This is a genomic window from Nocardia cyriacigeorgica NBRC 100375 (assembly GCF_000308555.1).
Classification (GTDB): domain Bacteria; phylum Actinomycetota; class Actinomycetes; order Mycobacteriales; family Mycobacteriaceae; genus Nocardia; species Nocardia cyriacigeorgica.
In genome coordinates this window covers 1-24,013 of sequence record NZ_BAFY01000316.1, presented here as the reverse complement: position 1 = coordinate 24,013, position 24,013 = coordinate 1, and the positions used below count along the sequence as shown (strand labels likewise).

General features: G+C 67.6%; 22 protein-coding genes and 3 pseudogenes. 12 read left to right on the top strand and 13 right to left on the bottom strand.

Annotated features, from left to right (window positions below; all coding sequences use genetic code 11):
• From RJ05_RS26690 to RJ05_RS26680, 3 genes and pseudogenes are all read right to left on the bottom strand, one after another.
• A pseudogene (locus tag RJ05_RS26690) lies at positions 1-232 on the bottom strand (NAD(P)/FAD-dependent oxidoreductase); the annotation flags it as partial.
• Complete coding sequence (locus RJ05_RS26685) at positions 229-1,152, bottom strand: reductase (RefSeq protein WP_036542154.1); 924 nt, start codon at positions 1,150-1,152, stop codon at positions 229-231. The pseudogene RJ05_RS26690 and the gene RJ05_RS26685, both read right to left, overlap by 4 nt.
• A 27-nt stretch (positions 1,153-1,179) precedes the next feature.
• The gene (locus tag RJ05_RS26680) at positions 1,180-2,016 is read right to left on the bottom strand and encodes an SDR family NAD(P)-dependent oxidoreductase (RefSeq protein WP_036542152.1); all 837 of its coding nucleotides are present in this window, start codon (positions 2,014-2,016) and stop codon (positions 1,180-1,182) included.
• Between the two features lie 102 nt (positions 2,017-2,118).
• On the opposite strand from RJ05_RS26680, the gene RJ05_RS26675 reads away from it, so the two are divergent.
• From RJ05_RS26675 to RJ05_RS31805, 3 genes are all read left to right on the top strand, one after another.
• Complete coding sequence (locus RJ05_RS26675) at positions 2,119-2,772, top strand: TetR/AcrR family transcriptional regulator (RefSeq protein ID WP_036542150.1); 654 nt, start codon at positions 2,119-2,121, stop codon at positions 2,770-2,772.
• Positions 2,773-2,911: 139 nt separating this feature from the next.
• Positions 2,912-4,273: a DUF5933 domain-containing protein gene (locus tag RJ05_RS26670; RefSeq protein ID WP_081597558.1), complete on the top strand. Its 1,362-nt coding sequence runs from the start codon at positions 2,912-2,914 to the stop codon at positions 4,271-4,273.
• A 111-nt stretch (positions 4,274-4,384) separates the two neighbouring features.
• Positions 4,385-5,374 (top strand): LolA-like protein, encoded by a 990-nt coding sequence (locus RJ05_RS31805; protein WP_051016939.1) that lies wholly within the window; start codon positions 4,385-4,387, stop codon positions 5,372-5,374.
• A gap of 34 nt (positions 5,375-5,408) precedes the next feature.
• Here RJ05_RS31805 and RJ05_RS26660 read toward each other — a convergent pair whose 3' ends face one another.
• Together RJ05_RS26660 and RJ05_RS26655 are read right to left on the bottom strand one after the other, a co-directional pair.
• Entirely contained in the window at positions 5,409-6,248 is an 840-nt protein-coding gene (locus tag RJ05_RS26660; RefSeq protein ID WP_036542148.1) for an alpha/beta fold hydrolase, read from the bottom strand.
• A gap of 66 nt (positions 6,249-6,314) precedes the next feature.
• Positions 6,315-7,268, bottom strand: coding sequence for a DNA polymerase domain-containing protein (locus tag RJ05_RS26655; protein WP_036542147.1), 954 nt, complete (start codon positions 7,266-7,268; stop codon positions 6,315-6,317).
• Between the two features lie 221 nt (positions 7,269-7,489).
• Here RJ05_RS26655 and RJ05_RS26650 point away from each other — a divergent pair, with 221 nt between their 5' ends.
• The 3 genes from RJ05_RS26650 to RJ05_RS26640 all read left to right on the top strand — a co-directional run bounded on the left by RJ05_RS26650 (position 7,490) and on the right by RJ05_RS26640 (position 12,361).
• Positions 7,490-10,468, top strand: coding sequence for a LysM peptidoglycan-binding domain-containing protein (locus RJ05_RS26650; protein WP_036542145.1), 2,979 nt, complete (start codon positions 7,490-7,492; stop codon positions 10,466-10,468).
• A gap of 59 nt (positions 10,469-10,527) precedes the next feature.
• A complete protein-coding gene (locus RJ05_RS26645) occupies positions 10,528-11,337 on the top strand; it encodes a hypothetical protein (RefSeq protein ID WP_036542143.1) in 810 nt (269 codons plus the stop codon).
• Between the two features lie 106 nt (positions 11,338-11,443).
• Positions 11,444-12,361 carry an alpha/beta hydrolase gene (locus RJ05_RS26640; protein WP_036542141.1) on the top strand — a complete coding sequence of 306 codons (918 nt, stop codon included), beginning with the start codon at positions 11,444-11,446 and terminating at the stop codon, positions 12,359-12,361.
• 98 nt (positions 12,362-12,459) lie between these two features.
• Here RJ05_RS26640 and RJ05_RS26635 read toward each other — a convergent pair whose 3' ends face one another.
• Together RJ05_RS26635 and RJ05_RS26630 are read right to left on the bottom strand one after the other, a co-directional pair.
• On the bottom strand, positions 12,460-13,452 hold the full coding sequence (locus RJ05_RS26635; RefSeq protein ID WP_036542139.1) for a HEAT repeat domain-containing protein: 993 nt from the start codon (positions 13,450-13,452) through the stop codon (positions 12,460-12,462).
• Positions 13,453-13,467: 15 nt separating this feature from the next.
• Positions 13,468-14,130 carry a HEAT repeat domain-containing protein gene (locus RJ05_RS26630; RefSeq protein ID WP_174343974.1) on the bottom strand — a complete coding sequence of 221 codons (663 nt, stop codon included), beginning with the start codon at positions 14,128-14,130 and terminating at the stop codon, positions 13,468-13,470.
• A 183-nt stretch (positions 14,131-14,313) separates the two neighbouring features.
• Between RJ05_RS26630 and RJ05_RS26625 the strand changes: the two genes are divergently transcribed.
• Both RJ05_RS26625 and RJ05_RS26620 read left to right on the top strand, forming a co-directional pair.
• The gene (locus tag RJ05_RS26625) at positions 14,314-14,727 is read left to right on the top strand and encodes a hypothetical protein (RefSeq protein ID WP_036542135.1); all 414 of its coding nucleotides are present in this window, start codon (positions 14,314-14,316) and stop codon (positions 14,725-14,727) included.
• A 347-nt stretch (positions 14,728-15,074) separates the two neighbouring features.
• Positions 15,075-16,184 (top strand): annotated as a pseudogene (locus RJ05_RS26620) (transcription termination factor Rho, short form); the annotation flags it as partial.
• Positions 16,185-16,291: 107 nt separating this feature from the next.
• On the opposite strand, the gene RJ05_RS26615 reads toward RJ05_RS26620, so the two are convergent.
• Positions 16,292-16,621: a hypothetical protein gene (locus RJ05_RS26615; protein WP_036542131.1), complete on the bottom strand. Its 330-nt coding sequence runs from the start codon at positions 16,619-16,621 to the stop codon at positions 16,292-16,294.
• A gap of 234 nt (positions 16,622-16,855) precedes the next feature.
• On the opposite strand from RJ05_RS26615, the gene RJ05_RS26610 reads away from it, so the two are divergent.
• Genes RJ05_RS26610 through RJ05_RS26600 form a run of 3 tightly spaced genes read left to right on the top strand, consistent with a single transcriptional unit; the run spans position 16,856 to position 18,520 of the window.
• Positions 16,856-17,185, top strand: a complete 330-nt coding sequence (locus RJ05_RS26610) for a hypothetical protein (RefSeq protein ID WP_036542128.1) — start codon at positions 16,856-16,858, stop codon at positions 17,183-17,185.
• Positions 17,163-17,678 (top strand): DUF6879 family protein, encoded by a 516-nt coding sequence (locus RJ05_RS31165; protein WP_036542126.1) that lies wholly within the window; start codon positions 17,163-17,165, stop codon positions 17,676-17,678. The genes RJ05_RS26610 and RJ05_RS31165 overlap by 23 nt, the downstream gene beginning before the upstream one ends.
• Positions 17,675-18,520, top strand: a complete 846-nt coding sequence (locus RJ05_RS26600) for a helix-turn-helix domain-containing protein (protein ID WP_036542124.1) — start codon at positions 17,675-17,677, stop codon at positions 18,518-18,520. Before RJ05_RS31165 ends, RJ05_RS26600 begins: the two co-directional genes overlap by 4 nt.
• A 62-nt stretch (positions 18,521-18,582) precedes the next feature.
• Here RJ05_RS26600 and RJ05_RS26595 read toward each other — a convergent pair whose 3' ends face one another.
• The 5 genes from RJ05_RS26595 to RJ05_RS26575 form a co-directional block, all read right to left on the bottom strand.
• Entirely contained in the window at positions 18,583-18,816 is a 234-nt protein-coding gene (locus RJ05_RS26595) for a hypothetical protein (RefSeq protein WP_036542122.1), read from the bottom strand.
• Between the two features lie 76 nt (positions 18,817-18,892).
• Positions 18,893-19,768: an SDR family NAD(P)-dependent oxidoreductase gene (locus RJ05_RS26590; RefSeq protein WP_036542120.1), complete on the bottom strand. Its 876-nt coding sequence runs from the start codon at positions 19,766-19,768 to the stop codon at positions 18,893-18,895.
• A gap of 109 nt (positions 19,769-19,877) precedes the next feature.
• Positions 19,878-20,111: a hypothetical protein gene (locus tag RJ05_RS26585; protein ID WP_036542118.1), complete on the bottom strand. Its 234-nt coding sequence runs from the start codon at positions 20,109-20,111 to the stop codon at positions 19,878-19,880.
• On the bottom strand, positions 20,108-20,323 hold the full coding sequence (locus RJ05_RS26580) for a hypothetical protein (RefSeq protein WP_036542116.1): 216 nt from the start codon (positions 20,321-20,323) through the stop codon (positions 20,108-20,110). Before RJ05_RS26580 ends, RJ05_RS26585 begins: the two co-directional genes overlap by 4 nt.
• A 347-nt stretch (positions 20,324-20,670) precedes the next feature.
• Positions 20,671-23,001, bottom strand: a complete 2,331-nt coding sequence (locus tag RJ05_RS26575; RefSeq protein WP_036542114.1) for an FdhF/YdeP family oxidoreductase — start codon at positions 22,999-23,001, stop codon at positions 20,671-20,673.
• A gap of 371 nt (positions 23,002-23,372) precedes the next feature.
• Here RJ05_RS26575 and RJ05_RS26570 point away from each other — a divergent pair.
• Positions 23,373-24,013: pseudogene (locus RJ05_RS26570) on the top strand (FUSC family protein); the annotation flags it as partial.

Sequence of the window (24,013 nt, the reverse complement as noted above, 5' to 3'; positions counted from 1 at the left end):
TGCGCCGCAGTACCGCTCCGGGCAGCGGCGCCCGCGGCAGCACCCACACCGCATCGGTCTGGAACACCGTCACCCGCTGCGCCTGCGCGGCGATTCCCGGCAGCAGCCGCGCCGCCGCCGCACCGGTACCGATGATCGCGACCCGCCGGCCGGTGAATTCGTGGCGCGGAACGAACGTCTTGCGGTGCAGCTGCGGACCGGTGAACGTCTCCGCGAACCGCGGGGTGGTCATTTCGCCACCGGGTCGTAGGTCAGCTCATCCGACCACGACGGCCTGCGGCCGAGCACGCGCACCGGGAACCGGTCGATACACGCATTCGACACATCGGCCAGCAGCTGGAACGGCTGACGGCGGTTGATCGTAGCCTTACCGTGCATTTTCACCACGTGATACAGCGGCATCCGCCGGATCGACGGGCTGCGCTCGCCGACGTTCTCGTAACGGCGCACCGCCTGCCACAGCTTCTCCTCATCGAGTCCGAGCGCGATGATGTTCGTCGACATCCGCGACAGCAGCGGCGCGTACAGCAGCGCTCCGAGCACGAACGACGGCCGGACCGCGAAACCGGCCGTCTCGATGACGATCCGGCGCAGCGGCCCCGCCCCGAGCTGCTCGAGCACCTGGAAGCCGACGGCCAGATGCCGCGATTCGTCGCTGTTGATGTGCCGGAACACCTCATGACACACCGGGTCCTCGACCTCGTCCAGCAGGAATTTCACCAGCGCGCCGTCCAACGCGGTCTCCAGCGACGGGATGACCGTGCCGAGCACCGGCAGCGACAGCTGGTCGGCGTAACGGTCGAGCCAGCTGATGACGAGGCGGATGTTCTTGTTGGGGACCGGCATCGCGTCGCCGTCGAGCATGCCCCACCGCCGCATCAACGCCAGTTCGGCGTTCGCGTGCTTCTGCTCCTCGGCGTGGAAGTACCGGTAGATCTCCCGCAGTGGCCCCGGTGGGGCCTGGTGCACGAGGGCGGCGAAGCCGCGAGCACCCACATGTTCGATCCAGACGAGGTCGGCCATGAAGGTGGCCAGCCGGGGACGCTGCTCGTCGGTGATGGTGTCGGCACCTGGTGCGTCCCAATCGATATCGGCCAGCGCCCATTGCCTGGCACGAATCGTGTCGAGCATATCGGGATAGGCGAACGTCATTGTTCGAACTCCTTCGACGGTGGTGGATCAGCGCACGACCCGCTCCAGCAGGCCGGCCGAACGGGTGTAGGTCGCCGGCATCCACCGTTTGGCCTGCCACAGCATCTTGGCTTCGAGCTGCGGCACCACATACAGCGCGCCGTGGTCGACGGCGTCGAGGGTGGTGCGGGCGATGGTGGCCGGTGCGCGACCGGTCCAGCGCAGCAGCAGGCCGCCGAGGCGCTCGGCGGTCTCGTCCAACGGTGAATCGGCGGCCAGGATGTTGGTCTTCACGCCGGCCGGGCACAGCACGGTGACGCCGACTCCGGTGCCGGCCAGCTCCGCGGACAGGGTCTCCGACAGCGCCAGTACACCGGCCTTGCTGACGTTGTAGGCGGCCATCCGCGGCGCGGCGCCGAACGCGGCCGCCGAGGCGACGTTCACGATCGCCCCGCGTCCCGCCGTGCGCAGCATCGGTGTGAAGACATGACAGCCGTGGATGACACCCCACAGGTTGACGTCGAGGGTGCGGTGCCAGTCGTCGAGCGCGAACTCGCCGACCACCGGTCCCCCCGCCCCGATGCCCGCGTTGTTGACGACGAGGGTGGGTGCACCGGCGAACCAGTCCTGTGCGGTAGCGGCCAGTCGCTCGACCTCGGCGATCGCGGTGACGTCGCAGACCGTGCCGATCGCCTTGCCGCCTGCGGCCTCGACCAGGCCCGCGGTCTCCTCGGCACGGTCGGGATCGATATCGGAGCAGACGACGCGGCCGCCACGCCCGCCCAGTTCGACGGCGAACGCCCGTCCGATGCCGCTGCCGGCACCGGTCACCACGGCGTCGGCCTTCGCGGTCCGGCGGTCTGCGCCGAAGGGAAACAGTCGCATGGCAACTCCCGGGTCGACCCGGCGAGGCTCGAATTGGTGGCGACTGCCACCATTGGCCGCACCTGACACCAATTAGGCTCGCGACGGAGTACTTTGTCAACCATGGATGTGCGCGCACCGGCACGGACCTGGGGTGGGCTGACAGCCGACGAGCGCAGGGCGCAGCGGCGGACCAGCCTGGTCGAGGCCGCTCTCGACATCTGGATCGACAACGGGTGGGCGGCGGTGACCATGCGCGGCGTCTGTCAGCGGTCCGCGCTCAACGACCGCTATTTCTACGAGCACTTCGCCGACCGCGACGAACTGCTCGCCGTGGTCTGGGACGAAGTGTGCGCGGAAGTCTTCGCCGAGCTGGCGAGCGTCGTCGCCGAGAACGCCGACCGCACGCCGCTCGAGATCATGCGCGCCGCCATCGCCCGCTCGGTCGAGCTGCAATCCGATCCGCGCGGTCACGCCAGAATCCTGCTCGCCGACCACGCGGGCAGCGCTGTCCTGGAGCAGCGCCGCAAGACCATGCTCACCGACGCGACCAACCTGCTCATCGCCACCGCCTGGCCCTACCTGCGCCCCGGCGTCGACGAGACCGCGATCCGGATGAGCACCCTGGCAGGCATCGGCGGTTTCATCGAACTGCTCTCGGCCTGGCGCACCGGCGTCCTCGACGTCGCCGCCGAGCGCATCGTCGAGCACACCAGCGCGATCGCGGCGCAACTCGGCACGATGTTCCTTCCGCCGGAGCTCATCGGCGATCAGTAGGGGCTTCGACGAGGGCAAGAGGCGCGCCGAGCAGGCCACCCCGCATGGCTCCCTGGCGTTTTCGCAACTCGATCGCCCAGTGACGTTTCGCGTTCAGTGCCCCGTCAAGCCGCGTTCACGGCCTATTTACGATGTCCGAATGCTTATTCACGACACGCACGGCAGCTCGACCTCACCACCGGAGCCGGCGGAAGTCGATCGACTCGGGGAGCGTCGATTTCGGCCGATCGTGGTGTGGGGCGGTATCGCCGCCGCGCTGCTGGTGCTTGTCGCGGGCCAGCTCATGGCCGTTCACATCCACGCCTTGGGGCCGTTGACCAGTCTCTTTCGTGACTACCTCGGCACACCCAAGTCGGCGACGACACCGTGGGCGGGGTTCCTGCTGGCGCTGATCGGCGTCACCGCGCGGGTGCGGGTGAACGCCCTCGCTGCCGCGGTCGCCGTCGACCTGATCTTCGTGGCGGTGCGGAGCCTCGACGGTCGCCCGTTCACGGTCGGTAACGGTCCGACCATCGTGCTGACGGCGCTGGCGGTGATCGCGGCCCTCCGGTGGAGCGGTGCGCGACGGCAGACGGCGCTGCGCACGATCGCGCTCGGAGCGCTACTCATCCTCGCGACGAAGGTCGGCGACATCTGGTTGGACATCACCGCGTGGGCCTGCCCGCAGGTCCTCGATCCGTATGTGGAGCTGGCCGATAGGGCTCTCGGTAGCCCGGCTTGGGTCGTCGGGCATGCGCTCGACGTGGCCGGACCGATCCCCACCGGCCTGGCGCGCTGGGTGTACTTCGAGCTTCCGGTGGCGGCCATCGTCGTCGCCGTGTGGCAGTTGCGCCACGTGACCACGGGTTCATGGCCGCAGCACCACCTGGTGCGCACCTTCCTGGCCATCGGCCTGATCGGCCCGATCTTCTACGTGCTGTTCCCCGTGGTGGGTCCGGTGCTCGCGTTCGGGCCGTGGGGCAATGGCATGGAACTGGCCGACGTCTGGCCGAATCTCGTTCCGGCGCTTCCCGCCTCGGTCGAGTCGATGCCGTTCGATGACATCACACCACGCAACTGCATGCCGTCACTGCACACCGCGTGGGCCCTCGCGCTGTTCATCCACACCCGCCGCGGGCCCCTCTGGCTGCGCTGGGGCGGCGCCTTCTGGCTGGTGTGCACGCTCACCGCCACGCTCGGCCTCGGCGCCCACTACGGCGTCGACCTCGTCGCCGGCGCCGCGTTCTGCCTGACGATCGAGTCCGCGCTGCGCGAACCCGGCCGAGGCTGGGATCGTGCGCGCGTGCAGGTGGTGGCGCTGGGGATCGCCACGTTCACGGGAGTACTGCTGTGCTGCCGCTACCTCGCGATGCCGATGGCCACCCACCCCGTCCCGTTCGGTGTCGCGATCCTCGGCGTGCTCACGGCACTATCGATCGTGTTCTACCGGACCTGGTTCGCTCCGCGACCTCCGGCAGTCGCTGCGCGTGAGGTGGAGCGGCTCGAGCTCGAGCGACGCTGACGGGACCTACCACTCAGGGGCCAGACCTCACGGGTTCGGCTGTTCACCGTGCGGCGTGGCGGGCGGCCGTACCCGCCGGTCGAACGGCCGTTGTGGGACTAGGCTGGCGCGATGACGACCTGGCTGGAGGTTCTGACGGCGCTCACCACCGTTCCGGAAGTGCCCCTGCACGGGTCTGTTCGCGAGGTCCGGACCGACGGGGATGCCGAGCTCGCCGGGTTCGGCTGGGCAGCCATGTCGGACCAGATGCTGATACCGGTCGGGGACGGCTGCCAGGTGTGGCGGCGCGGTGAGCGCCTTCGCGTCGAACGGGAGGATGGTGGCCCCATCTTCATTACCGACGGCACCCGCGCCTGGGACTTCACCGTCGACGCGCAACGTCCCCGGACCGGCCCGCTCGACCGCGTGCATTACCTCGGACCCAACCAATTCCTGGTGCAACGCCGCAGCGCCGCCGACTGGCAGGGCAACGACTTCACCCGCCCGGCCGGAGACGTGGAGGAGGTCGAGTTCGCTGGGCGGCGATGCTGGACCGTCGAGCTCGCGCCGCCGCCCGGTAAGCCACATCCGCTGCGGATCTGGGTGGACGTGGAATCCGGTCAGATGCTCGGCTTCCATTCCGAGGCGGCCGGTCGCGGCGCGCGATTCGTCGATCTCGTCGTCGGCGCGGACGTTCACGACGACCTGTTCCGTTGGGACGGGCCGGTGTACACGCCCCAGCAGTACCAGCAGATGCTCCAAGACAAACACGCCGCCGTACAGGGCGAACAGGCCGGATGGTTCGCCGACACAGTCACATCCGCATCGCTCACCGCGCGGGTGCCGGTGGACTTCACCCCCGAATCCGTCCCGTTCCGCGACCCGGACACCGGCGCCTTCGACGCGCACAGCCGTCGGACACTGCTGTCCCGCCGTCCACGGACCGCCGAGGGGTGGACACCACGATGGGGTCCCGTGCATTACGTCTGGTCGACACCGCACTGGGACTGGGCCGCCGCAGTCATCGATGCCGATCTCGACGACGACGCGGTCACCCAACTCCAGCAGCAGCTGCATCCCGGCGAGCCGGTCGACCGGCAACGTCGGGTTCCGGGGCGATGATCCAGGCACACGCCGGGACAACACCGCGCGCCGGTCAGGATCCGGCGCGCGCGAGGATCGCCCCGGCCAGTTCTTCGGGGCGCTCCTCCGGTATCCAGTGACTGCCACCCTCGAGCACAACGAACTCGTAGGGTGCGTCCACGAATTCGCCGCAGCGCTCGGCGCCCGCCCGACCGAGCGCGGTGTCATCGGTGCTCCAGACGTAGGTAGTCGGCACCGTGGTGGGGCCGATATTGCCGAAGTCGCTGGTCATCGCGCGGTACCAGTTCAAGGCGCCGGTGAGGGCGCCCGCGCCGCCGAGGACACGAAGGTGCTCGTCGACGAACTCGGGGGCGATGCGGCCGCCGAACATCGCGCGCAGTCGGCGGAAATCGTCCTCCGACAGCACTTTCTCGGCCTTACCCTCCTGCCGGAGCAATCCCATGTACGCCGAGCGTTGCCGCTGGTCGTCATCCTCGCGTAGTGCCCAGCCGAAGGCCGTGGGGTGCGGGACGGAGATCGCGGTCAAGCTGCGGACCCGGCTCGGATGACGCCCGGCGACCTGCCAGGCGACAGCCGAACCCCAGTCGTGGCCGACGAGATGCGCGGCGGGCACACCGAGCGCGTCGAGTAGCCCGACGACGTCGGCGACCAGGCACTCGATCCGGTACGCATCCACACCCTCCGGCCGCGCAACGGCCGAGTACCCGCGCTGATTCGGCGCGATCACGCGGTACCCCGCTGCCACCAGCAGCGGAGTGACCTTGCCCCAGGAGGCCGCGCTTTCCGGGAATCCGTGCAGTGCGACCAGCGGAATACCACCGTCCGGGCCCGAGATCAGCACGTCGAAGGTCAGATCGCCGACGGGGATGTCAACTGTTCTCGCGGAAGGCATGGCCTGATCTTACGACACCAATTGAACCTGAGGCCAGATTCAATTCATGACGGATGAGACGGCCGATTACTCTTCCCGCCGAGCCCGCGCCCGCCGCTTGCCTTCGTGCATGGCCTGCACCCTGGCCACCGGAATGGTGTGACCTTCCTCGACCAAGTCGCGGGGAAGTTCTTGCGGGGCAGGCATTTCCGATTGCCATGGGTCCGTGTCGCCGATCAGGTCCGGCACGGTCCGCAGCGTGAAATCGGCGGGTGCGACGTTGTCCAGCTCCGACCAGCGCAGCGGGAACGACACCGTGACGCCGGGCCGGATGCGGGGGCTGTAGGCCGCGGCCACGGTGGCGCCACCGGAGCGGGTGGCGTCGAGGAAGACCTTGCCGTGGCGGTCGTCGCGGATGAAGGCGGTGGTGGCGACGGCGGGATCGATGCGTTCGGCCCGGGCGGCGACCGCGCGCGTCGCGGCGGCGGCATCCTCGACATCGATGCCGGCGACGACCGGCACGAAGACGTGCAGACCTTTGGCGCCGCTCGTCTTCACCGCACCCGCCAGCCCGTCGGCGGCCAGCGCCTCCCGGATCAGCCGCGCACCGGCCACGGCGTCGGCGAAGGTCTGGCCCGGTGAGGGATCGAGATCGAGCACCAGGTGGGTGGGTTCGGGCGCGGAATCCACGAAGAACAGGGTCGGGTGGTACTCGACCGCACGCTGATTGCCGAACCAGATCAACGTCCGCACGTCCTCGCACAGCGCGTAGCTGATCTCGCGCCGTGAACTCTGCGCCCACACCGTCGTCCTCGGCACCCAGTCGGGCGTGTTCTTCGGAAGATTCTTCTGCATGAACGGCTCCTGACCCGGCCGCACCCGCACCACCGACAGCGGCCGGCCGCGAAGCACTCGCAGCAGCCGCTCACCGGCGAACTCCAGGTAGTTCAGCAGATCACCCTTGCTCGCCTCGGCCCCGTCGAACAGCGGCTGATCGAGATTGGACAGTTCGACACCGTGACGCGTCAGGTCTCCCGTCATCGCTCCACACTCCCCCGCCCGCCGACTGCCCGTCAATCACCGGCACCTTCCACCGGACAGTGACCGGTTCGATGCGGGCGCCGGTTACTCGTTCCGCGCCTGCGCCGGTGCGACACCGTGGCCGATCGTGCCTGCTGAACGAGTAGTTCGCTACTCGTTCCAGCCCGCGTCGGCGCTGGCACGATTTCGGCACTGGTAGTACTTCGGAAAGGCGCAGGGCCATGACCACGCACACTCATATCGTTGCCAGCGGCGACACATTGTGGGACCTCGCGCAGCAGTATTACGGCGAATCGCGGTTGCATCCGGTGCTGCGGGCCGCGAATCGAATCGACGATCCGGCAACGATGGCCGTCGGGCTGGTCCTGACGATTCCCGATTTGGGGTCCGCCCGCACTCATGACACCGTCGAAGGCGATACGCTCGCCGATCTGGCCGACCGCTACTACGGCGACGCGGGCAAATGGTCCGTCATCGCCGACGCGAACGGAATCACCGATCCGGCGACGCTGCCGATCGGACAACTGCTGTGGATTCCGGACAGCGCTGTGCCAGGCACCATGCCCGCACCTTCCCCGCCGCAACCACTGCACGGGTCCACGCGCGAGGTATTGAAGGCGACACTGGTGCCGATCGAGATTCACGACCCTGGTGGCGAGGACACGCCGGAGCGGGGATCAAGCGGCGCACTGGTGAAGGCAGCGGCCATCCGCCAGCTCCAGCTCACTCCCGGTGAAACCGAGGCCCTCCGGCGCTCGGGTGCGGCAGAATCCGCTCGTTACGGGGCGGTCGCCGATACCACGTTCGACACGATCGCGACGTTCGAGCAAACGCTCGTCCCGGCGCTGCAGCCCGAAATCAGCGCTGTCGCACCGGTTCCGATGGCGGAGTTGCTGGCATTCACCGACTTGCTGGTGGAGCGGCGACGGGAAGCGCTGGATTCCCTTCGACAGGCTCGGGAGCAAGCGCCGACCGAGGAAATCGGCCGAGAGGTCGTGCTGCTCAACGCAGCCATCGTCGCCGCACGCGGACTCCGCGAGCGCGCAATCGCCCATCCGATCGGGATGCTCAACCTCGAAAGAATCGAGATGGTTCCGGAGGGCATCGAGCGCGGTGAGCTGGTGTCCACTATTCCGCTGGCGCCCGGGGAGGAAACGGCGGTCACCCATAAGGAGTGGTCGGTTACCTCCAAGGAGTTCACCACCATCGTCACCGACACACTCGACGAGGTCAGCGAAACCGGCGTCACCGACAACACCGATATTGCGCAATCCACGAGTTCGCAGACCCAGCACTCGAATCAGTTCAATATCACCGGTACGGTCCAAGGCGGAATCCCGATCGTCTCGGGGTCGACAACGACCGGATTCACCGCCCAGGACGGTGGGTCGACGTCTGCGGCCGAGAGCCGCAAGCATGCGCGGTCGTTGACACAGAAGGCGTCGTCGCGGTCACGCCAGGAGCACAAGGTCACCATTGCGACGCGGACGGAAACGGGAACGTCGGAAACGTCGACTCGGGTGCTGAAGAACTCCGCTCGGCATCCCATCCGGATCGACTATTTCAGCATGATGCGGCAGTGGCGCGTCCGGCTCTATCGCTACGGCCTTCGCCTCACCTACGACGTCGTGGTGCCCGAGCCGGCCGCGGCCATGCGCAAGCTCTACGCCGAGCTCGATACCTGGCGCAGTCAATTGAAACCATTCGATTTCCCGGCCGTCTTCGCCGATCTCGATCCGAATGTGAAGGTCGATGCCCACGGCAACCCGGATCCGGCCGGCCAGCCGAAGTACCAATGGCTCGCCGACAAATACGACGCGGCCATCCCGGCCTATCCCGCCGCCCCCGAGCCGGTGACGAAGGGCAAGGTCGGCGGAACGAACAGTTCCTGGGCGTACATGGAAATCGAGTTCGACGTGCCCGCAGGCGCCGAGATCGCCGAAATTCTCGTCACGGCCAATATCGGCAAACACGAGGACGGCGGACCTATCGTCTTCGCTGTGATGGGCAGCACCCTCGGTCGCACCCATAACGGAGACTTCCTCGCGGTTCATGATGAGAAGGCGATGGGATTCGACGGCAAGCCGTTCATGGCCGGCCATACCGGGCACCGCGTCGTGACCGTGTTCTTCCACCGCGTCGCAGCACCCTTCATCCAGTTGAAGGTGTTGTCCCGGACGCGCGCACAGGGCATCGACCAGTGGAAGAACGACGTGTGGTCGGCGCTGTTGAGCGCCGCCCAGAACAGGCATTTCGTCGAGCAGCAGGAGATCGCGGGCAAGATCGCTGCCCTCGAGGAACGCCTCGCCGACGTCGATACGCTGACTCTGCGTCGCGAGGAAAGCGACGAGATCATGAAAAGCGTCATCCGCTGGATTCTCGGGCCGGCTTTCGAATTCATGCCCAATCCGGTCCTGGACGCCTTCGGTGCCGCAGGCGTCGACCTCATCCATGGCAGCGGATTCGACTCCTCGCAGCTCGGCATGACGACCGACCAATGGGCGCTGGTTCGCCAGCACGAGAACATCGTGCGGTTCATCAACCAGGCCATCGAGTGGGAGAATGTCGTGACCTTCCTGTACTCGTACTTCTGGGATGTGCCACCGAGCTGGAACTTCATCCGGTCGCTCAGGCACCCCGACCCCACCCGGCAAGCGTTTCTCCGGGCAGGCGCGGCGCGGGTCGTCCTGACCGTGCGAAAAGGGTGGGAGGACAAGTGGGTGCGCTTCGCCGAAACCGGCAGCATCGACGGTTCCGCCGCGGCTCCATATCTGTCCGTTGCTCGCGAAATCGCCGCCTACGACGACCGCAACTACCCCGGTATCGCACCGGCGAATCCCGCGAAAACCGCGACGCGGCTGCAAGAGTCGGTCTACGCGACATGCGCCCAACAGGTCGCCCCGTCCGCGCAACCGGTCACGCTCGACGTGGACAGCAGCAAGGGGTTCGTCGTCGGACTGCCCGTGGTGCTCGACATCTATGACGATGCTCAGGCCCAGGAAGCGGTAAGGATCGTCGCGGTCCCGAATGATCACCAGATCACCGTGGAGAAGGTGGGATACCCACACGACGGCTCGCAGACCCCGTTCCCGGTAATCCAGCCCGGCGAACGCGGCACCCTGATCGCCGAATGGAACGAGTACACGCCGACGTCGGGAACCGACATCGCCGTCACCTCCAACTTGGCGAGCATCGCATGAGCGGCGCACCTGCGTGGTCGCCAGCGCCGGCGGCCGGTGCCACTGCCCCGCCTCCCCCGGTGCCCGGTAGCCGCCAGGATGCCTATGCGCGGGGCGCCGAGATCGGCGAGCTGTACGGGCAGTTCGACGCATGGGTCGACAAGCTCAGCGATCTGTTCGACTCCTCGACGCTCACCGGTGGCGTCCGATTGTGGGATCGGCTCAGCCCGGAGGAGCGGTCGAAGGCGCTGTCGCTGATCAAGCGAGGTGTCGAATCGCTACCGGCACTGCCCAAGCCGGCGAGGGCGGATCTCGCGGCGGCCTTGCGAGAAGGGTTCGTTGCTCGCCGGCGAACCAGCTACGAGGCCGCGCGATTCCTCAACCGTGCCGTCTGGGTCGCCTGCGAACTCGCCATGATCATCGTCATCGACAAGGCGGCGACTCCCTCGCCGAGCATGATCGGGTCGATCGTGACGCGCAATCGCGATTGCGCCGCGCACACCGCGTCGATCGTGATCCGCGAAGTCGCCGGACATGACGTCGCGGCCGAACGCCTGGTCAAGATCTACGGATTGCCGCCCGAATCGATGTATGGCTTCAAAGATGCCATGAAGTACGCCATCCAGTGGTTCGAGGCGGTCGGCTTCAGGTTCGCCGAGAAGTTGGGCGGGTTCGCGCCAGCCCGGCAGGGCGGGCAGGTCGGCCGCTACGTACTCTTCTTCGAACGCCCGAACGGCGGACACGTCGTCTATGGAGAAGTCACCAATGCCGAGCTGATCATCATCGATGGGCAAGCCGGAAAGCGGTGGACGAACGTCGCCGAAGCACAGCGCGCGATCAACGGCGAACTCAAACGTGCGCAAAGGATCGTCGGCGTCGACTTTCCCTAGATCCGGCCGGTCTGTGCTTCCACGACGCGATGGCTGCACCACAGGAACTCAGAGCGGCACGGGCGCAGCCCCGATCGAACGACGCTGCGGCGTACCGTCGATCTCCATGCGACTCCGACTGGACCATCTGATCGACCCTCACCTGCGGCTTCTCGTCGATGACTCCCGCGCGTTCTATGAACATCGGGCGGCGGGGCGAGGACCAACGGGCTTCGAGGAGCTTCAGGCGATCAGGGCTCGCGCCGGTGCGCCCGCGCCCGTGGATCCGCCGGCGGTGGACGAGGTGGTGGTCGCCGAGGGACGCGAAGTTCCGGTACGGATTCACGCGCCCGTCGGTGGGGCGGCGAACGGGGTGTTCATGGAGTTCCATGGCGGCGGGTTCTATATGGGGTCGGCTGCCGGGAGCGATGCACGGAATCGGCGGATGGCGGATGCGCTGGGGGTTGCGGTCGTGAGCGTGGACTATCGGCTCGCGCCGGAGAATCCGTGGCCTGCCGCACCGGATGACGCTGAAACCGCCGCGCTCTGGCTGGTGGAGCATGCCGGACAGCGATTCGGCACCGGCAAGCTCGCTGTCGGCGGGTTTTCGGCCGGGTCGACGCTGGCGATGACGACGTTGCTGCGTCTGCGCGATCGCGGGATCGACGCATTCGATTGTGCCGTACTGCAATTCGGCACCTATGATCTGAGTGCGCAGACGCCGCCGGGACGTTTGATCGCCGACGAGTATTTCCTCGAGGCCTACGCCGGCGGGGCACCGGATCGCACCCACCCGGATATCTCGCCGATCTACGCCGACCTGTCCGGTCTGCCGCCCGTCCTCATGGTCGTCGGGGAGCACGACATCCTGCTGCAGGACAATCTCACTATGGCCGCCCGGCTGTCGGCGTTCGAGGTCGACGTCGACCTTCGCATCTATCCCGGTGCGCCGCACGGGTTCACCGGACATCCGACGCCCATGGCGAAGGCCGCGCTCGACGACATCGAGACGTGGCTGGGCGGGCAGCTCGGCACGACATCCTGACTCCACACCGCCGGACGGCGGATCTACGGCGAGGGACAGCGCGGGCTCCGATGTCTCGCACGTTGCTCAGCCGCCGCTCGGAGCGGCGGGGCGCTACGTCACCCCGGCGAGTCGGCCACGCCGCGCAGGATAGCGGCGGCAGTTGCAGCGACCCACCGATCGCCGTCGCCGGTCAGTTCGGTCAAGACCTGGCGGGCGGCGGGGACGGGAATCTCGCCGAGTGCCTGGGTGATCCGCAAGCGCGTCGGTTGGTCGTCGGTGACGAGACGTTCTCGCAGGCGGCCGACGATATCGCCGGCGGCAGTCTCGGCCAGCAGGCCGAGCATCTCGGCGGCTTCGACGTCGGTGCGGCCGTCGGTCACCATCTCCAGCAGGTGTGGCATGGCCTCGGCGACGCGGCGTGAGCCAAGGGCAAGCGCCGCGCGGTCGCGAACCGCCACGTCGGCGTCGTCGAGCGCACGGCGCAGCGCGGCGGTAGCCTCAGCGGTGGGCACTGCCGCGATCGCCTCGACCGCGCGGCGGCGCACCTCGGACTTCGGCGAATCCAAGCCCGCGGTGAGGTCGGGCAGGCCTGCGTCGGCCGCCCGCGCCAACGACCACCGCAGCGCCCCCGCCACATTCAGGTCCTCCTCCGACAACGCCGCCGCCACCAGCGCGTCGACCGGCACGCCCTCGTACTGCGCCAGCACCGCCTGCTGCCGGTCGGCCCCGGATTCCGAGTCGAGGGCGTGCAGCAGGGTGACGATGCTCAGCACCGCCTCCCACTGCTCGGGGGCGGCCGCGTCCACGCGCTCGAGTTTCCTGAGCAGCTCCTGCTCGGCGGCGATACGGGCGCGGGTGCGCCGGACCAGCTGTTCCACCATGTCGCCGGGAGCGAATCCGGGGTCGTCGAGGGCGCGTTTGGCCTCGGTGAGCGACAACCCGAGTGTGCGCAGGCATTCGACATGGAAGAGGCGGCGGATGTCATCGGCGGAGTACTCGCGGTACCCGCTCGCGGTGCGCACCGACGGCGTCACCAGACCCAAGGCGTCGTAGTGACGCAACATCCGGGTGCTGACACCGCAGCGCCGCGATACCTCACCGATCAACATGCCGTCGCCTCCTCATCATGCATCCGGACCCAGCGCTGCCGCGCGCTTGGCCAGCTCGACCGACGACGCGAACCCGCTGTCGGGATCGAGGCGCAACTGCTCGCTCGCCTCGGCGTGGGCGCGCACCTGCGGGTCGGGATGCGCCATCGCCGCCTCCAGAACGGGTGCGGCGGCCTCGCCGAGCGCCGCGAAGGCCCGGCTCAGGCTCAGCCACATCTGATGGTCGCCGCGGCCCAGCGCACGCGCCAGCTCATGGGCGAGCGCGTTCTCCGCGCCGGGCGGAACCAGCACGGTGGCCGCGCGCCACGCGCTCAGCGCGACCTCGTCGTGCCCGTCGTGCAGCAGGGCCGACACCGCGGGCCAGGCACTGCGGTCACCGATCTTGGACAGGGTGTGCAGCGCCTGGCTGCGGGCCTGCGCGGTCTCGGAGTCGAGTTCGGCGAGCAGCATCGGCACCGTGATCTCGGCGGGCAACCGGCACAGCGCCCAGGTCAGCATGTCCCGGACGAAGAAGTCCGGTTCGATCGCGCACCGATCGACCAGGGTCCGCGCCAGGGCAGGATCGCCCTGCGTGCCCGCCGACAGCGCCGCCCGCAGGCGGGCCGACGACTCTGGGCCCGCGAGGGCATCGACGAGGCGGACATCCACCTCATGGTTGGTTGTGTTCACGACAACCACCTCCTTCGACGACCCATTCGAGCCCTTGTCACAGTGTCAAGGTCAAGTCGCGAAGTCACGTCACACCCCGGCGAGCCGCCCGCGGGTGCGGCCGGCTCCGGTGCACCGCCCTTCCGATCTCCCGCGGCGCACCGAGTCGATCGAGCCGAGACGGGTACTCCCAGGTCGAAAGGAGGTTTCGCCATGAGTACTCCCCCGTCCGGCCGCCGGAGGTCGCGGGCGTGGCTCGCCGCGGGCGTCATCGTCGCGGCCGCGGCGCTGGGCGCGTGTTCCGACGATTCCGATGACGCGCCGACGTCCCAGCCACCACCGCAGCCGACGGTCGAGGAGGTCGGCCCGGTCGCTGCCGGCTATCTGTGCGACATGCTGCTCGTCGACACCGCCACCTGGCGCGAACACCCGGACATCGGCCTGATCTCCTTCGAGGGCCACGTCCGCACCTGGGCAGCCGAGTACCAGGACTTCGACGGCGCCATCATCCGGGACCATGGCTTCGTCGACGACCTGACGATCCACTACTGCCCCGACGTGCGGGAGCGGGCGCTGGACGCTCTCGGACTCGACTCTCTGTCCTCCGGCCTGATCGGCTACACCTGACCCGTGCCGGACGCTCGAGTGAGCGAGCCGCACGGAAGTCCCGCACGACCTCGGCGCACGAATCGCCGAGGCCGGGAACAAACGAGCCGCATTGCGTGTTGACCCGATCAGCGCTACTGTAGGCGCGTCTCCATCTTGTGGATGCAGGTGACTGGTCCCTCCCACAAGAGTTCGATTCATCTCCACGGTTTCCGATCCCGTGCCTTCGGCATCGTCTCCGAACCGAACGGATCCAGCCGCGCGCACCATCCAGCGCCGATCCCGCAGACCGCGCACGCACCGGCCTGCCTCCACCGATTCACTCCACGAGGAGAAAACCCATGCACAACAACACTATTCACGATCCAGAAGAGCTCCGGACAACAGTCACCGGAATCCTCGACATCAGCGACAAACACGCCTCGCTGCGCGTCGACGGCTACCTCCCCGGCGCGGACGACGCGCACGTGCCCGCGCGGCTGATCCGCGAATACGGACTCCGCCGTGGCGATATCGTCACCGGCGTCACCGGGACCGGCGACGGCGGGAAACTCGCGCCGCTGATCCGCGTCGACACCGTCAACGGCCTACCACCGGCCAACGCCAAGGCGCGCCCCCATTTCGGCGACCTGACCCCGATCTACCCGAGGCAGCGACTGCGGCTGGAGACCGAAGCGCATGAAATGACCACGCGCGCCACCGATCTCGTCATGCCGATCGGTAAGGGGCAGCGCGCCATGATCGTCGCACCGCCGAAAGCCGGCAAAACCTCGGTGCTGCAATCCATTGCCCACGGCATCGCCAAGAATCACCCGGAATGCCATCTGATGCTGGTACTGGTCGGCGAACGGCCCGAGGAGGTCACCGACCTGTCCCGCGCCGTGCCCGCCGAAGTCGCCGCCGCGACCTTCGACCAGCCCGCCCGCGAACACATCGCCCTCGCCGAACTGGCCATCGAACACGCCAAACGCCTGGTCGAATCGGGCCGCGACGTGGTGGTGCTGCTGGATTCGCTGACCCGCCTGGCCCGCGCCTACAACCTGGCGGCCACCGGATCCGGGCGCATCCTGTCCGGCGGCGTCGACGCCGCCGCCCTCGCACCGCCGAAGAAATTCCTCGGCGCCGCGCGGAATATCGAAAACGGCGGCTCCCTCACCATCATCGCCACCGCCCTCGTCGAAACCGGCTCCCTCGCCGACACCGTCATCTTCGAGGAATACAAGGGAACGGGCAACGCCGAACTCAAACTCGACCGCCACATCGCCGACCGCCGCACCTTCCCCGCCATCGACATCGACCGCTCGAGCACCCGCAAAGAAGAACTCCTGCTCACCCCCGAAGAACTCACCGCCACCCACTCCCTGCGCAAAACCCTCGCCGGCCGCGAACCCCAACAAGCGCTGGAGCTTTTGCTCACCGGTCTGCGGCAGACGGATTCGAACGCCGAGTTCCTGCGCCAGATCCGCGCGTCGAGTTGAGGGTTGCGGCTGACGCGGCTTCGGTCAGCTCCCGCCCTCGGGCCAGTACAGCCACACTGTCAGGCCGATGAGAGCGGCGACCAGCGCAATAAGCGCCACGGTGTCTGTCACGGCCGCGTCAACTCTGCGCCGTGGCCGCCCGCCGACCACCTGTACCCGCGCGGATAGATCTGCATGGGCGTGATCAGGGCAGCGAGATCGGTCACCACATGCCGGAGAGAATCCGCGTGTTCGAATCCCGGTACGACGACAGCGTCCGCGTCGAGTTCGACGATGTACTGCCTGACCACTAGAGCTGCCACCAGCGGACCGGTATCCACGGTGACGGTGAAGACCAGCAGGCAGCCGTGCCTTCGCGCCACCGCATCGAGGTCGTGACCTCCTCCGGGGATTCCGCGCCGGATCAATCCGATAGCTCGCGCCTGTCCGAGCGACATCTACACCGCCTCGTCGTTGGGTGGATGGCACCCACCGCCGGGGAGAGATCGCACTGACGGCGCGAGCTCTGGACTGACGGTGCCGGATGTGCGCACCCGGCGGCGGGGCTGAAAGTGACGCTATGAGAGGCGAGTTCGGCATCGACAGAATATTGCGCGATATTGCGCCGGATTGCGGCGCGCCGCAATGACCGGCGGTTGATGATGGACGCTCACGCAGACCAAGGAGGCACCATGGAGCTGGAACGACTCGGTGGCGACAGTACGGACGGGCAGAGTCCGACGCTGTTCCTCAGCGATCGCGGAACTTATGTCGTACAAGGGTGGAACACCGACAGGCTCGGCACGATCGAGATTCCGCACCGCTTGATCCGGCACTTGCGGTCCGGCACCTGCCTCGGCGCGTTGCTGCACGACACCGGGCACGGTACATTCCTGCTCACCGGCGATCCGGTCACCGATCCCACAGCGCTCGCTCAGATGCGGTTGCCCGGCCACGAATCGGCGGTCGAGGTCGGCGTCGGAGTGGAGCGGAGGCGCGATGCGGCACCTGTCGTTCGATGATCTAGCGGAGGCTTTCCGCACCCACCGGCGAGCATTCCACCTCGAGGTGCGCGACGATTACAGCGGCGTGGCAGGCGAAGCAGATCGAGTACGCCGATTCCTGGATGGCGAACCGCAAGACCCCGCAGCGAGTGCGCGATGGCATGCGCTGATGCGGGAAGTCACCGGTTCCGGCGCAGTTGTCCAGCGCGTCCGGGTGATCTCGGAACCGCACGGGGACTACTCCCGATTCTCGATCGCGACCACCGCCGCCAACATGACTGCGGGCGAGGACATACGGTGGCTGCCCCGGCACGATGCGCCGCCTGACCTACCCGATGACGACTGGTGGTTGTTCGACGAGGACATGGCAGCGTTCACGGTGTTCACCGCGGAGGGCCGAGCGCTTCCCGGCTGGGTGGCGACGACAGATCCGGTCATCGTCGCGCATTGTGCGCAGCGGCGAGACGACTTGTGGGCGAAGGCAATCGAACACTTCGACTACGCCAAGTGACGAATGCGGGAGACGCGCGCCGTGATCTGGGCGCCCGGTTACGTGGGCTCCGGGTCGCGGCGCATCTGCGCGGTTATCAGTTGGCCGAGCAGGCCGGTTGGCATCCGGCGAAAGTCTCCCGGATCGAGAACGGTGCGCAATCCACCTCGGAAGACGATCTGGCAATCTGGTGCCGGATCACCGGCGCCGAGGACGAGTACCCGGACCTGCTGGCCACGCTCCGCAACATATCCGCGGCCTGGACGGAATGGCGCCGCATCGTCGGGCTCGGCTACACGAATCACCAACGCCAGATCAGCGGCATCGAGGAACGCACCGAACTTCTTCGCGGCTACGACCCACAGGTGTTTCACGGCCTGTTGCAAACCGCCGACTACGCCCGCGCACTCATGGGCGCGGGCATGGCCTTCCTCAACACCAGCCGAGACCTGGATCAAGCCGTCGCCGCACGGATGGACCGCCAGCGGGTCCTGCATCAGGGGCGGCACCGCTTCTATCTGCTGGTCGGCGAGCAGGCGCTGCGCACGACCGTCGGCGGCGATGAGGTGATGGCAGTCCAGCTCACCCATCTGCTCGAGGTGATGAGCCTGCCTCGCCTCGTGTTCGGCATCGTCCCGGCGAGCAGCGCATTCTTCCGCCGCACCACCGATTTCGTGATCTACGACCGGCGCAAGGTGCTGGTGGAAACCATCACGGCGGAGTCGACCATCACCCAGCCACGCGAGATCGCCCTCTACGAGAAGGTGTTCACTGCCTTAGCCGAGCAGGCCGTGCACGGGGACGCGGCGCGCGAGCTGATCGCGGCCGAGTTGGTGCGGCGAACCGGCAGCCCGAGGAACTGATGCGGTGGGCCTCAGGAAGTGCCGGTGCGGAGGCAACGCGCAGCCTCCGCACCGACGGCTCCCTACGGCAACCGGTTCCCGTCGAACAACTCCCACATCCGGTTGCGGATGTGTGCACCTGCGGGGTCGGCGGGCCAGTCGTGGGGCTCGGTGACGTCGTCGGGGCCGTCGTAGAGGCGAAACTCCCTTGCGCGGTCGGATTTCCGCTCCCACATCACATACCCACCGAAGGCTGCGCGCAAGCCCGCAATGTCGGCGGGTTGCCGGTGCGCGCTGTCGCGCGACGTACCGTTCACGGAAGCAGCGTCGCCGGTCTCTACACCGGGGCAACGAGAACAACGGCGACACCGATATCGGACGGTGGGCGAGACCTCAGTCGATGACCGCGTCTGAGTACACCGGCGGGTCGCCGAGGAAGGGGCGATGCGACGGCGGACATTGGCCCTCGATGTCCGAAACACCCAGCTCCTGGGCGATTTCCGCGCCGACGAGCACCTGGCCGCTGCGCTTCATCAGTTCCGGATCGCGGGCCAGCGCGTCGATGACGCGGCCGGTGAATTCCGGGGATTCGGCGGTCGCGGCGAGGCCCTCGTAGGCGCCCGGGTTCGCGGCGAAACCGGCCAGTGTGCGTTCGGTTGTGAGCAAACCCATCCAGATGGAGACGACCGCGACGTTCCACGGCCGGAAGTCGACCGCCATATCGTGGGCCATCTTGTCCACCGCGGCCTTGCCCGCACCGTAGGCCGGGCCGTGCATGTAGCAGGTGCCGCCGAAGGAGGAGGTGTTCACCACCAGACCGCCACCATTGGCGACCAGCAGCGGCGCGGCGTAATAGCTGCTGACGTAGCTCGAGCGCATGCCGACATCGAGCAGTTCGAGCAGGGTCAGTGGCTTCTCCCAGAACGGGCCCTTGTCGGTCAGGCCGTCGGGCACCGTGAGGGCATTGTTGACCAGGATGTCCAGGCGCCCGTGTTGGTCGCGCAGTTCGGCGAAGAAGGCCTCGACCTGGGCGTCGTCACGGTGGTCGAGCACGACCGGCACGCCGTGACCGCCGCGCCGGGTGATCTCGTCGGCGGTCGCGAACACGGTGCCCGGCAGCGGGGCCTCACCCTCGGTGCGCGTGCGGCCGGTGACGTACACCGTGGCCCCGGTCTCCCCGAGCGCCAGCGCGATTCCCTTCCCCGCGCCGCGACTGGCACCGGTCACCACTACGATCCGATCCGAACTCAGACCCACCATCGACTCCATCCGCCGCCGGTCGAACCACCTGCGTGGTCCACGTCCCGATCACTGAACCGTGCCTGCGGTGCGCGGCGGATACCGCTTCCCGCTGGGCGGGAGGATGTATCGGACCGGCTCAGCGCAGCCCATGGCCTTCTTCCCCACCAGGTTCGGTCGGTTCGATATCGGTGACCGACAACGGATCGACATCGATGTACGGGCCGGCGAGTTCCCCGGATGACCGTGCCGCGCCGAGCATGTCGGTCAACCGGACCGGTTCGCCTGTCCATCCGTCGGCGTACACCGGAGCCCACGATCCGTCCGACCATTGCACCCAGCTCTGCGGCTCGGGTTCGCCGGGGGCCGTCATGCGATCGTCCCCAGATACAGGCGGGCGGCGCGCAACCGCGGACAGGTGTCGAAGGTGCACCCGAGGCGCTCATGGATGCCGACGATGCCGCGTGCATGCGGCTCGGTGAGCAGAATCGGCACCTCATGGCAGTGTTCGTAGGCGGGATCGTCGGCGCCGCGGTGCTCGGTGGTGCTGTCGGGTGGGTTGTCGGGTGGTTCTACCCCCTGCACTGATCACCGCCCGGCACATCTAGCGCGCGATCGGAACCGGCTGGAGCCGAGGTCGGCATGTCGTAACGGCCTCTCCCGCACGGACACCGAGCGCACGTCCGAGCGTTGTCGTCGAGAAACTCACGAGCAGATCGGCCGCCGCGGGCGATGGCATACTGGAGCCCATCGCCCCCGTCGGCCAGGCGCGTTCCCCGTAGGGGTCCGCAGGGACAACTTCGACTAGCGTTCGCTCAAGAGTAGCTGACGGCGCGAATATTCGGGAGACTTCCTGCAAAACATGCGCATACACTGATTGCCAGCAGATAGCCGACGCGCGTGCGGCACTGCCTGGTCCGCACGCACCCGGCTCACGTACTGCGCTCGACCGTCACCTTCACGTTCTTCATGATCGGCTGATCGCTCTGGGTACTCACGTCGCCGATCGCGCACAGCACGTTCATTTCCGGCATGTACCCGGCTGCGCACCCCTGTGGAATGTCGTACGGGATGACCTTGTAGTTGCGTAGTGAACGCGTGCTGCCGTCACGGGCGATGCTGGTGATATCGACCTCGTCGAACTGGCGCAGGCCACGCTCACGCATATCGCCGGCGTTCATGAAGACCAGCGTGCGCAGGTTCTTGACGCCGCGGTAGCGGTCGTTGTCGGAGTAGATGGTGGTGTTCCACTGGTCGTGCGAACGCATGGTGGCGAGGGTGAGGGTCCCGGGCTCGCGGGTGAGGTCGGGCAGCGCGGCGGCCGAGAACTCGGCGCGACCGGACGCGGTGCGGAACACCAATTCGCGTGCGGGCTGGCGGATCCGGAAGCCGAGCGGCAGCCGGACGCGGCGATTGAAATCCTCGAAACCGTCGAGCACCTGGGCCATGGTGTCGCGGATGCGGTCGTAATCCTCGACGTAGTACTCCCACGGGGTCGCGCTCGCGGGCAATGCGGCGCGGGCGATGCCTGCGATGATCGCCGGTTCCGACATCAGATGCGGCGAGGCGGGCTTCTTCATCCCCCGCGACAGATGCACCATGCTCATCGAGTCTTCGACCGAGGTCTCCTGAATACCACCGCGCTGCTCGTCCTTCTCGGTGCGGCCCAGGCACGGCAGGATCACCGCGCGCCTGCCGTGCACGAGATGGCTGCGATTGAGTTTCGTGCTCACCTGCACGGTCAGTTCGCAGTTGCGCAGCGCGTCGAAGGTGTAGGCGGTGTCGGGTGCGGCGATCGCGAAATTGCCACCCATACCGACGAATACCTTCACCGTGCCCGCGTGCATCGCATCGATCGCTCCCACGGTGTCCAGGCCGTGCGCGCGCGGCGGATCGATCCCGCACACCTGCGCCAGCCGATCCAGGAACGCGCCCGTCGGGCGATGATCGATACCGCAGGTCCGGTTGCCCTGCACATTGCTGTGCCCGCGCACCGGCGACGGACCCGCCCCCTCTCGCCCCAGATTGCCGCGCAGCAACAGCAGATTCACGATCTCGCGGACGGTGTCGACGCCGTGCTCGTGCTGGGTCACCCCGAGGCACCAGCTGATGATGCTGCGGTCGGCGTCGCAATAGATCCGCGCCGCCCGGCGGATATCGGCTACCTCGACACCGGACTGCCGTTCGATATCGGTCCACGAGGTCGCCTCACAGACCGCGCGATACCCCGCGAAGCCGTGCGTATACCGCTCGATGAATTCGGTGTCGATCGCCTTGGGGTCCGACCGGGCCTGCTCCAGAACAGCTTTCGCCATTCCCCGCAGCAACGCCATATCGCCGCCGATGCGTGGCTGCAGATTCAGCGAACTAGTAGGCGTGGCGCGGAAAGTGGCCATCTGCAGGAAATCGTGCGGGATGATCGCTTTGCGTGCGGCCGCCTCCACCAGCGGGTTGATGTGCACGATGTGCGCGCCCCGCTTGTGCGCCTCCACCAGCGCGGTCAGCATGCGCGGTGCGTTCGAGGCCGCGTTGACGCCGAGGATGAACAGAGCGTCGGTGGTTTCCCAGTCCGCGAGGTCGACGGTGCCCTTGCCGGTGCCGAGCGCCGCCTGCAGAGCGCGGCCACTGGCCTCGTGGCACATGTTCGAGCAGTCCGGCAGGTTGTTGGTGCCGAGTTCGCGGGCCAGCAGCTGATACAGGAAGGTCGCTTCGTTGCCGAGCCGGCCGGAGGTGTAGAAGGCGGCCTGATTCGGGTCGTCGAGTTCGCGCAGGGTGCGGCCGATGAGTTCGAACGCCTCCTGCCAGCTGATCGGGACGTAGCGGTCGGTGGCGGGGTCGTAGCTCATCGGCTCGGTGAGCCTGCCCTGGTTCTCCAGGTCGAATTCGCTCCACCGCGACAGCTCGCCGACGGTGTGCGCGGCGAAGAACTCGCGGTCGACCCGCTTGTGGGTCATCTCCCAGGCGACGTGTTTGATGCCGTTCTCGCAGATGTCGAGGTGCAGGCCCTTCATATCGTCGGGCCAGGCGCAGCCGGGACAGTCGAAGCCGCCGTCCTCGTGGTTCATCTTCAGGATCGCGTGCGGTCCGGCGATGCCTTCGCCCTCGCGCGCCAGGAACCGGGTCACACTGTTGGCCGCACCCCAGCCCGCCGCCGGGTGGGTATACGGACGGAATTCGGGTTCGGCCGGCTTGCCGCGGCCGCTCGGTCCCTCCCCGGGTTCGGATCCCGCGCGGTCGAACTCCGTACGCACACGGTCGGCCATGACATATCCCTTCGACGGTTCGAACGCGGCTGTGGCCCGTCCGAGATTTGCGAAGCTGCTGAATGTCCTGCGTTCAGAATCCTCGCCCCGATCCCGGCGGGACGGCAAGACCCCGCCGAATCCGGGCGCGGCGACCGCTTCGCTCCCAGTGTTCACCGCGCTTCACCCGGTCGTCCAAGACCGACTTCCGACCATTCGATAGGCCGGGCTTATCACCGCCGGTCGACGCCGAAATAGCCGCCTGAGACCGGATAACCGCTGGTTGACGGCCTGCGTTCGGCTCGGGCAGCCTGATCCACCGGCACCGGGAACGCGTAGCGACCGGGCCGCATGTCGTCATCGCCGCCCGCGATGGGAACTTCGGAGGATCCTTGCCGACCACGCGACCACGGCCGCGTCCGCTCATCCAGCGCATCGCCGGCGAGATCGATCATCTGCCCGCCGTCCGGGTGTTCGCCGGACTGGCGATCCCTGGCCTGCTCTTGATCGCCGCCGGGCGCACCGATCTGCTCATCTACGCGGTATTCGGATCCTTCACCGGCATGTACGGCTACGCCGAAGCGCCGAAGCAGCGACTGATCCATCAGCTGGAGGCGTCGGTGCTGCTGGTCGGCGGTGTGGCCGCGGGCATCGTGTTCGGCCGGTCGCTCGCACCGGCGTGGGTGCTGGTGGTGGCGGTCGCGCTGTTCGGGGCCGCGGCCTCACCGCTGACCGACCGGCTGGGGCTGCGGCCGGAGGGACCGTTCTTCGGGATCTTCGCTTTCGGGGCGATCGCCATGGTCGCGGGGACTCAGGACGATCCGGTACCGGCTTTGGCCATCTGTGCGGCCACGGCCGCACTGTGCGTGCTGGTCGGCTATCTCGATGCGATCCGGCACCCCGGTTCCGATGCGAGCCCGGCGCCCCTGCGACGCCGGACCGGCACCGCCTCGCTGGTACAGGCCGGGCGTTACGCGGTGGCCATCGCGGTGGCGGGCGGGATCGGGTTGCTGCTCGGTGTGGGGCATGCCAA

What these genes read in the sequence shown, in the direction of transcription:
- RJ05_RS26615 (WP_036542131.1), bottom strand. Translation starts at nt 16,621, where the DNA reads ATGTCGCTCGGACAGGCGCGAGCTATCGGATTGATCCGGCGCGGAATC.
- RJ05_RS26625 (WP_036542135.1), top strand. Translation starts at nt 14,314, where the DNA reads ATGAGTACTCCCCCGTCCGGCCGCCGGAGGTCGCGGGCGTGGCTCGCC.
- RJ05_RS31805 (WP_051016939.1), top strand. Translation starts at nt 4,385, where the DNA reads ATGACGACCTGGCTGGAGGTTCTGACGGCGCTCACCACCGTTCCGGAA.
- RJ05_RS26640 (WP_036542141.1), top strand. Translation starts at nt 11,444, where the DNA reads ATGCGACTCCGACTGGACCATCTGATCGACCCTCACCTGCGGCTTCTC.
- RJ05_RS26680 (WP_036542152.1), bottom strand. Translation starts at nt 2,016, where the DNA reads ATGCGACTGTTTCCCTTCGGCGCAGACCGCCGGACCGCGAAGGCCGAC.
- RJ05_RS26650 (WP_036542145.1), top strand. Translation starts at nt 7,490, where the DNA reads ATGACCACGCACACTCATATCGTTGCCAGCGGCGACACATTGTGGGAC.
- RJ05_RS26575 (WP_036542114.1), bottom strand. Translation starts at nt 23,001, where the DNA reads ATGGCCGACCGTGTGCGTACGGAGTTCGACCGCGCGGGATCCGAACCC.
- RJ05_RS26670 (WP_081597558.1), top strand. Translation starts at nt 2,912, where the DNA reads ATGCTTATTCACGACACGCACGGCAGCTCGACCTCACCACCGGAGCCG.
- RJ05_RS26675 (WP_036542150.1), top strand. Translation starts at nt 2,119, where the DNA reads ATGGATGTGCGCGCACCGGCACGGACCTGGGGTGGGCTGACAGCCGAC.
- RJ05_RS26635 (WP_036542139.1), bottom strand. Translation starts at nt 13,452, where the DNA reads ATGTTGATCGGTGAGGTATCGCGGCGCTGCGGTGTCAGCACCCGGATG.
- RJ05_RS26685 (WP_036542154.1), bottom strand. Translation starts at nt 1,152, where the DNA reads ATGACGTTCGCCTATCCCGATATGCTCGACACGATTCGTGCCAGGCAA.
- RJ05_RS26610 (WP_036542128.1), top strand. Translation starts at nt 16,856, where the DNA reads ATGGAGCTGGAACGACTCGGTGGCGACAGTACGGACGGGCAGAGTCCG.
- RJ05_RS26590 (WP_036542120.1), bottom strand. Translation starts at nt 19,768, where the DNA reads ATGGAGTCGATGGTGGGTCTGAGTTCGGATCGGATCGTAGTGGTGACC.
- RJ05_RS26655 (WP_036542147.1), bottom strand. Translation starts at nt 7,268, where the DNA reads ATGACGGGAGACCTGACGCGTCACGGTGTCGAACTGTCCAATCTCGAT.
- RJ05_RS26585 (WP_036542118.1), bottom strand. Translation starts at nt 20,111, where the DNA reads ATGACGGCCCCCGGCGAACCCGAGCCGCAGAGCTGGGTGCAATGGTCG.
- RJ05_RS26660 (WP_036542148.1), bottom strand. Translation starts at nt 6,248, where the DNA reads ATGCCTTCCGCGAGAACAGTTGACATCCCCGTCGGCGATCTGACCTTC.
- RJ05_RS31165 (WP_036542126.1), top strand. Translation starts at nt 17,163, where the DNA reads ATGCGGCACCTGTCGTTCGATGATCTAGCGGAGGCTTTCCGCACCCAC.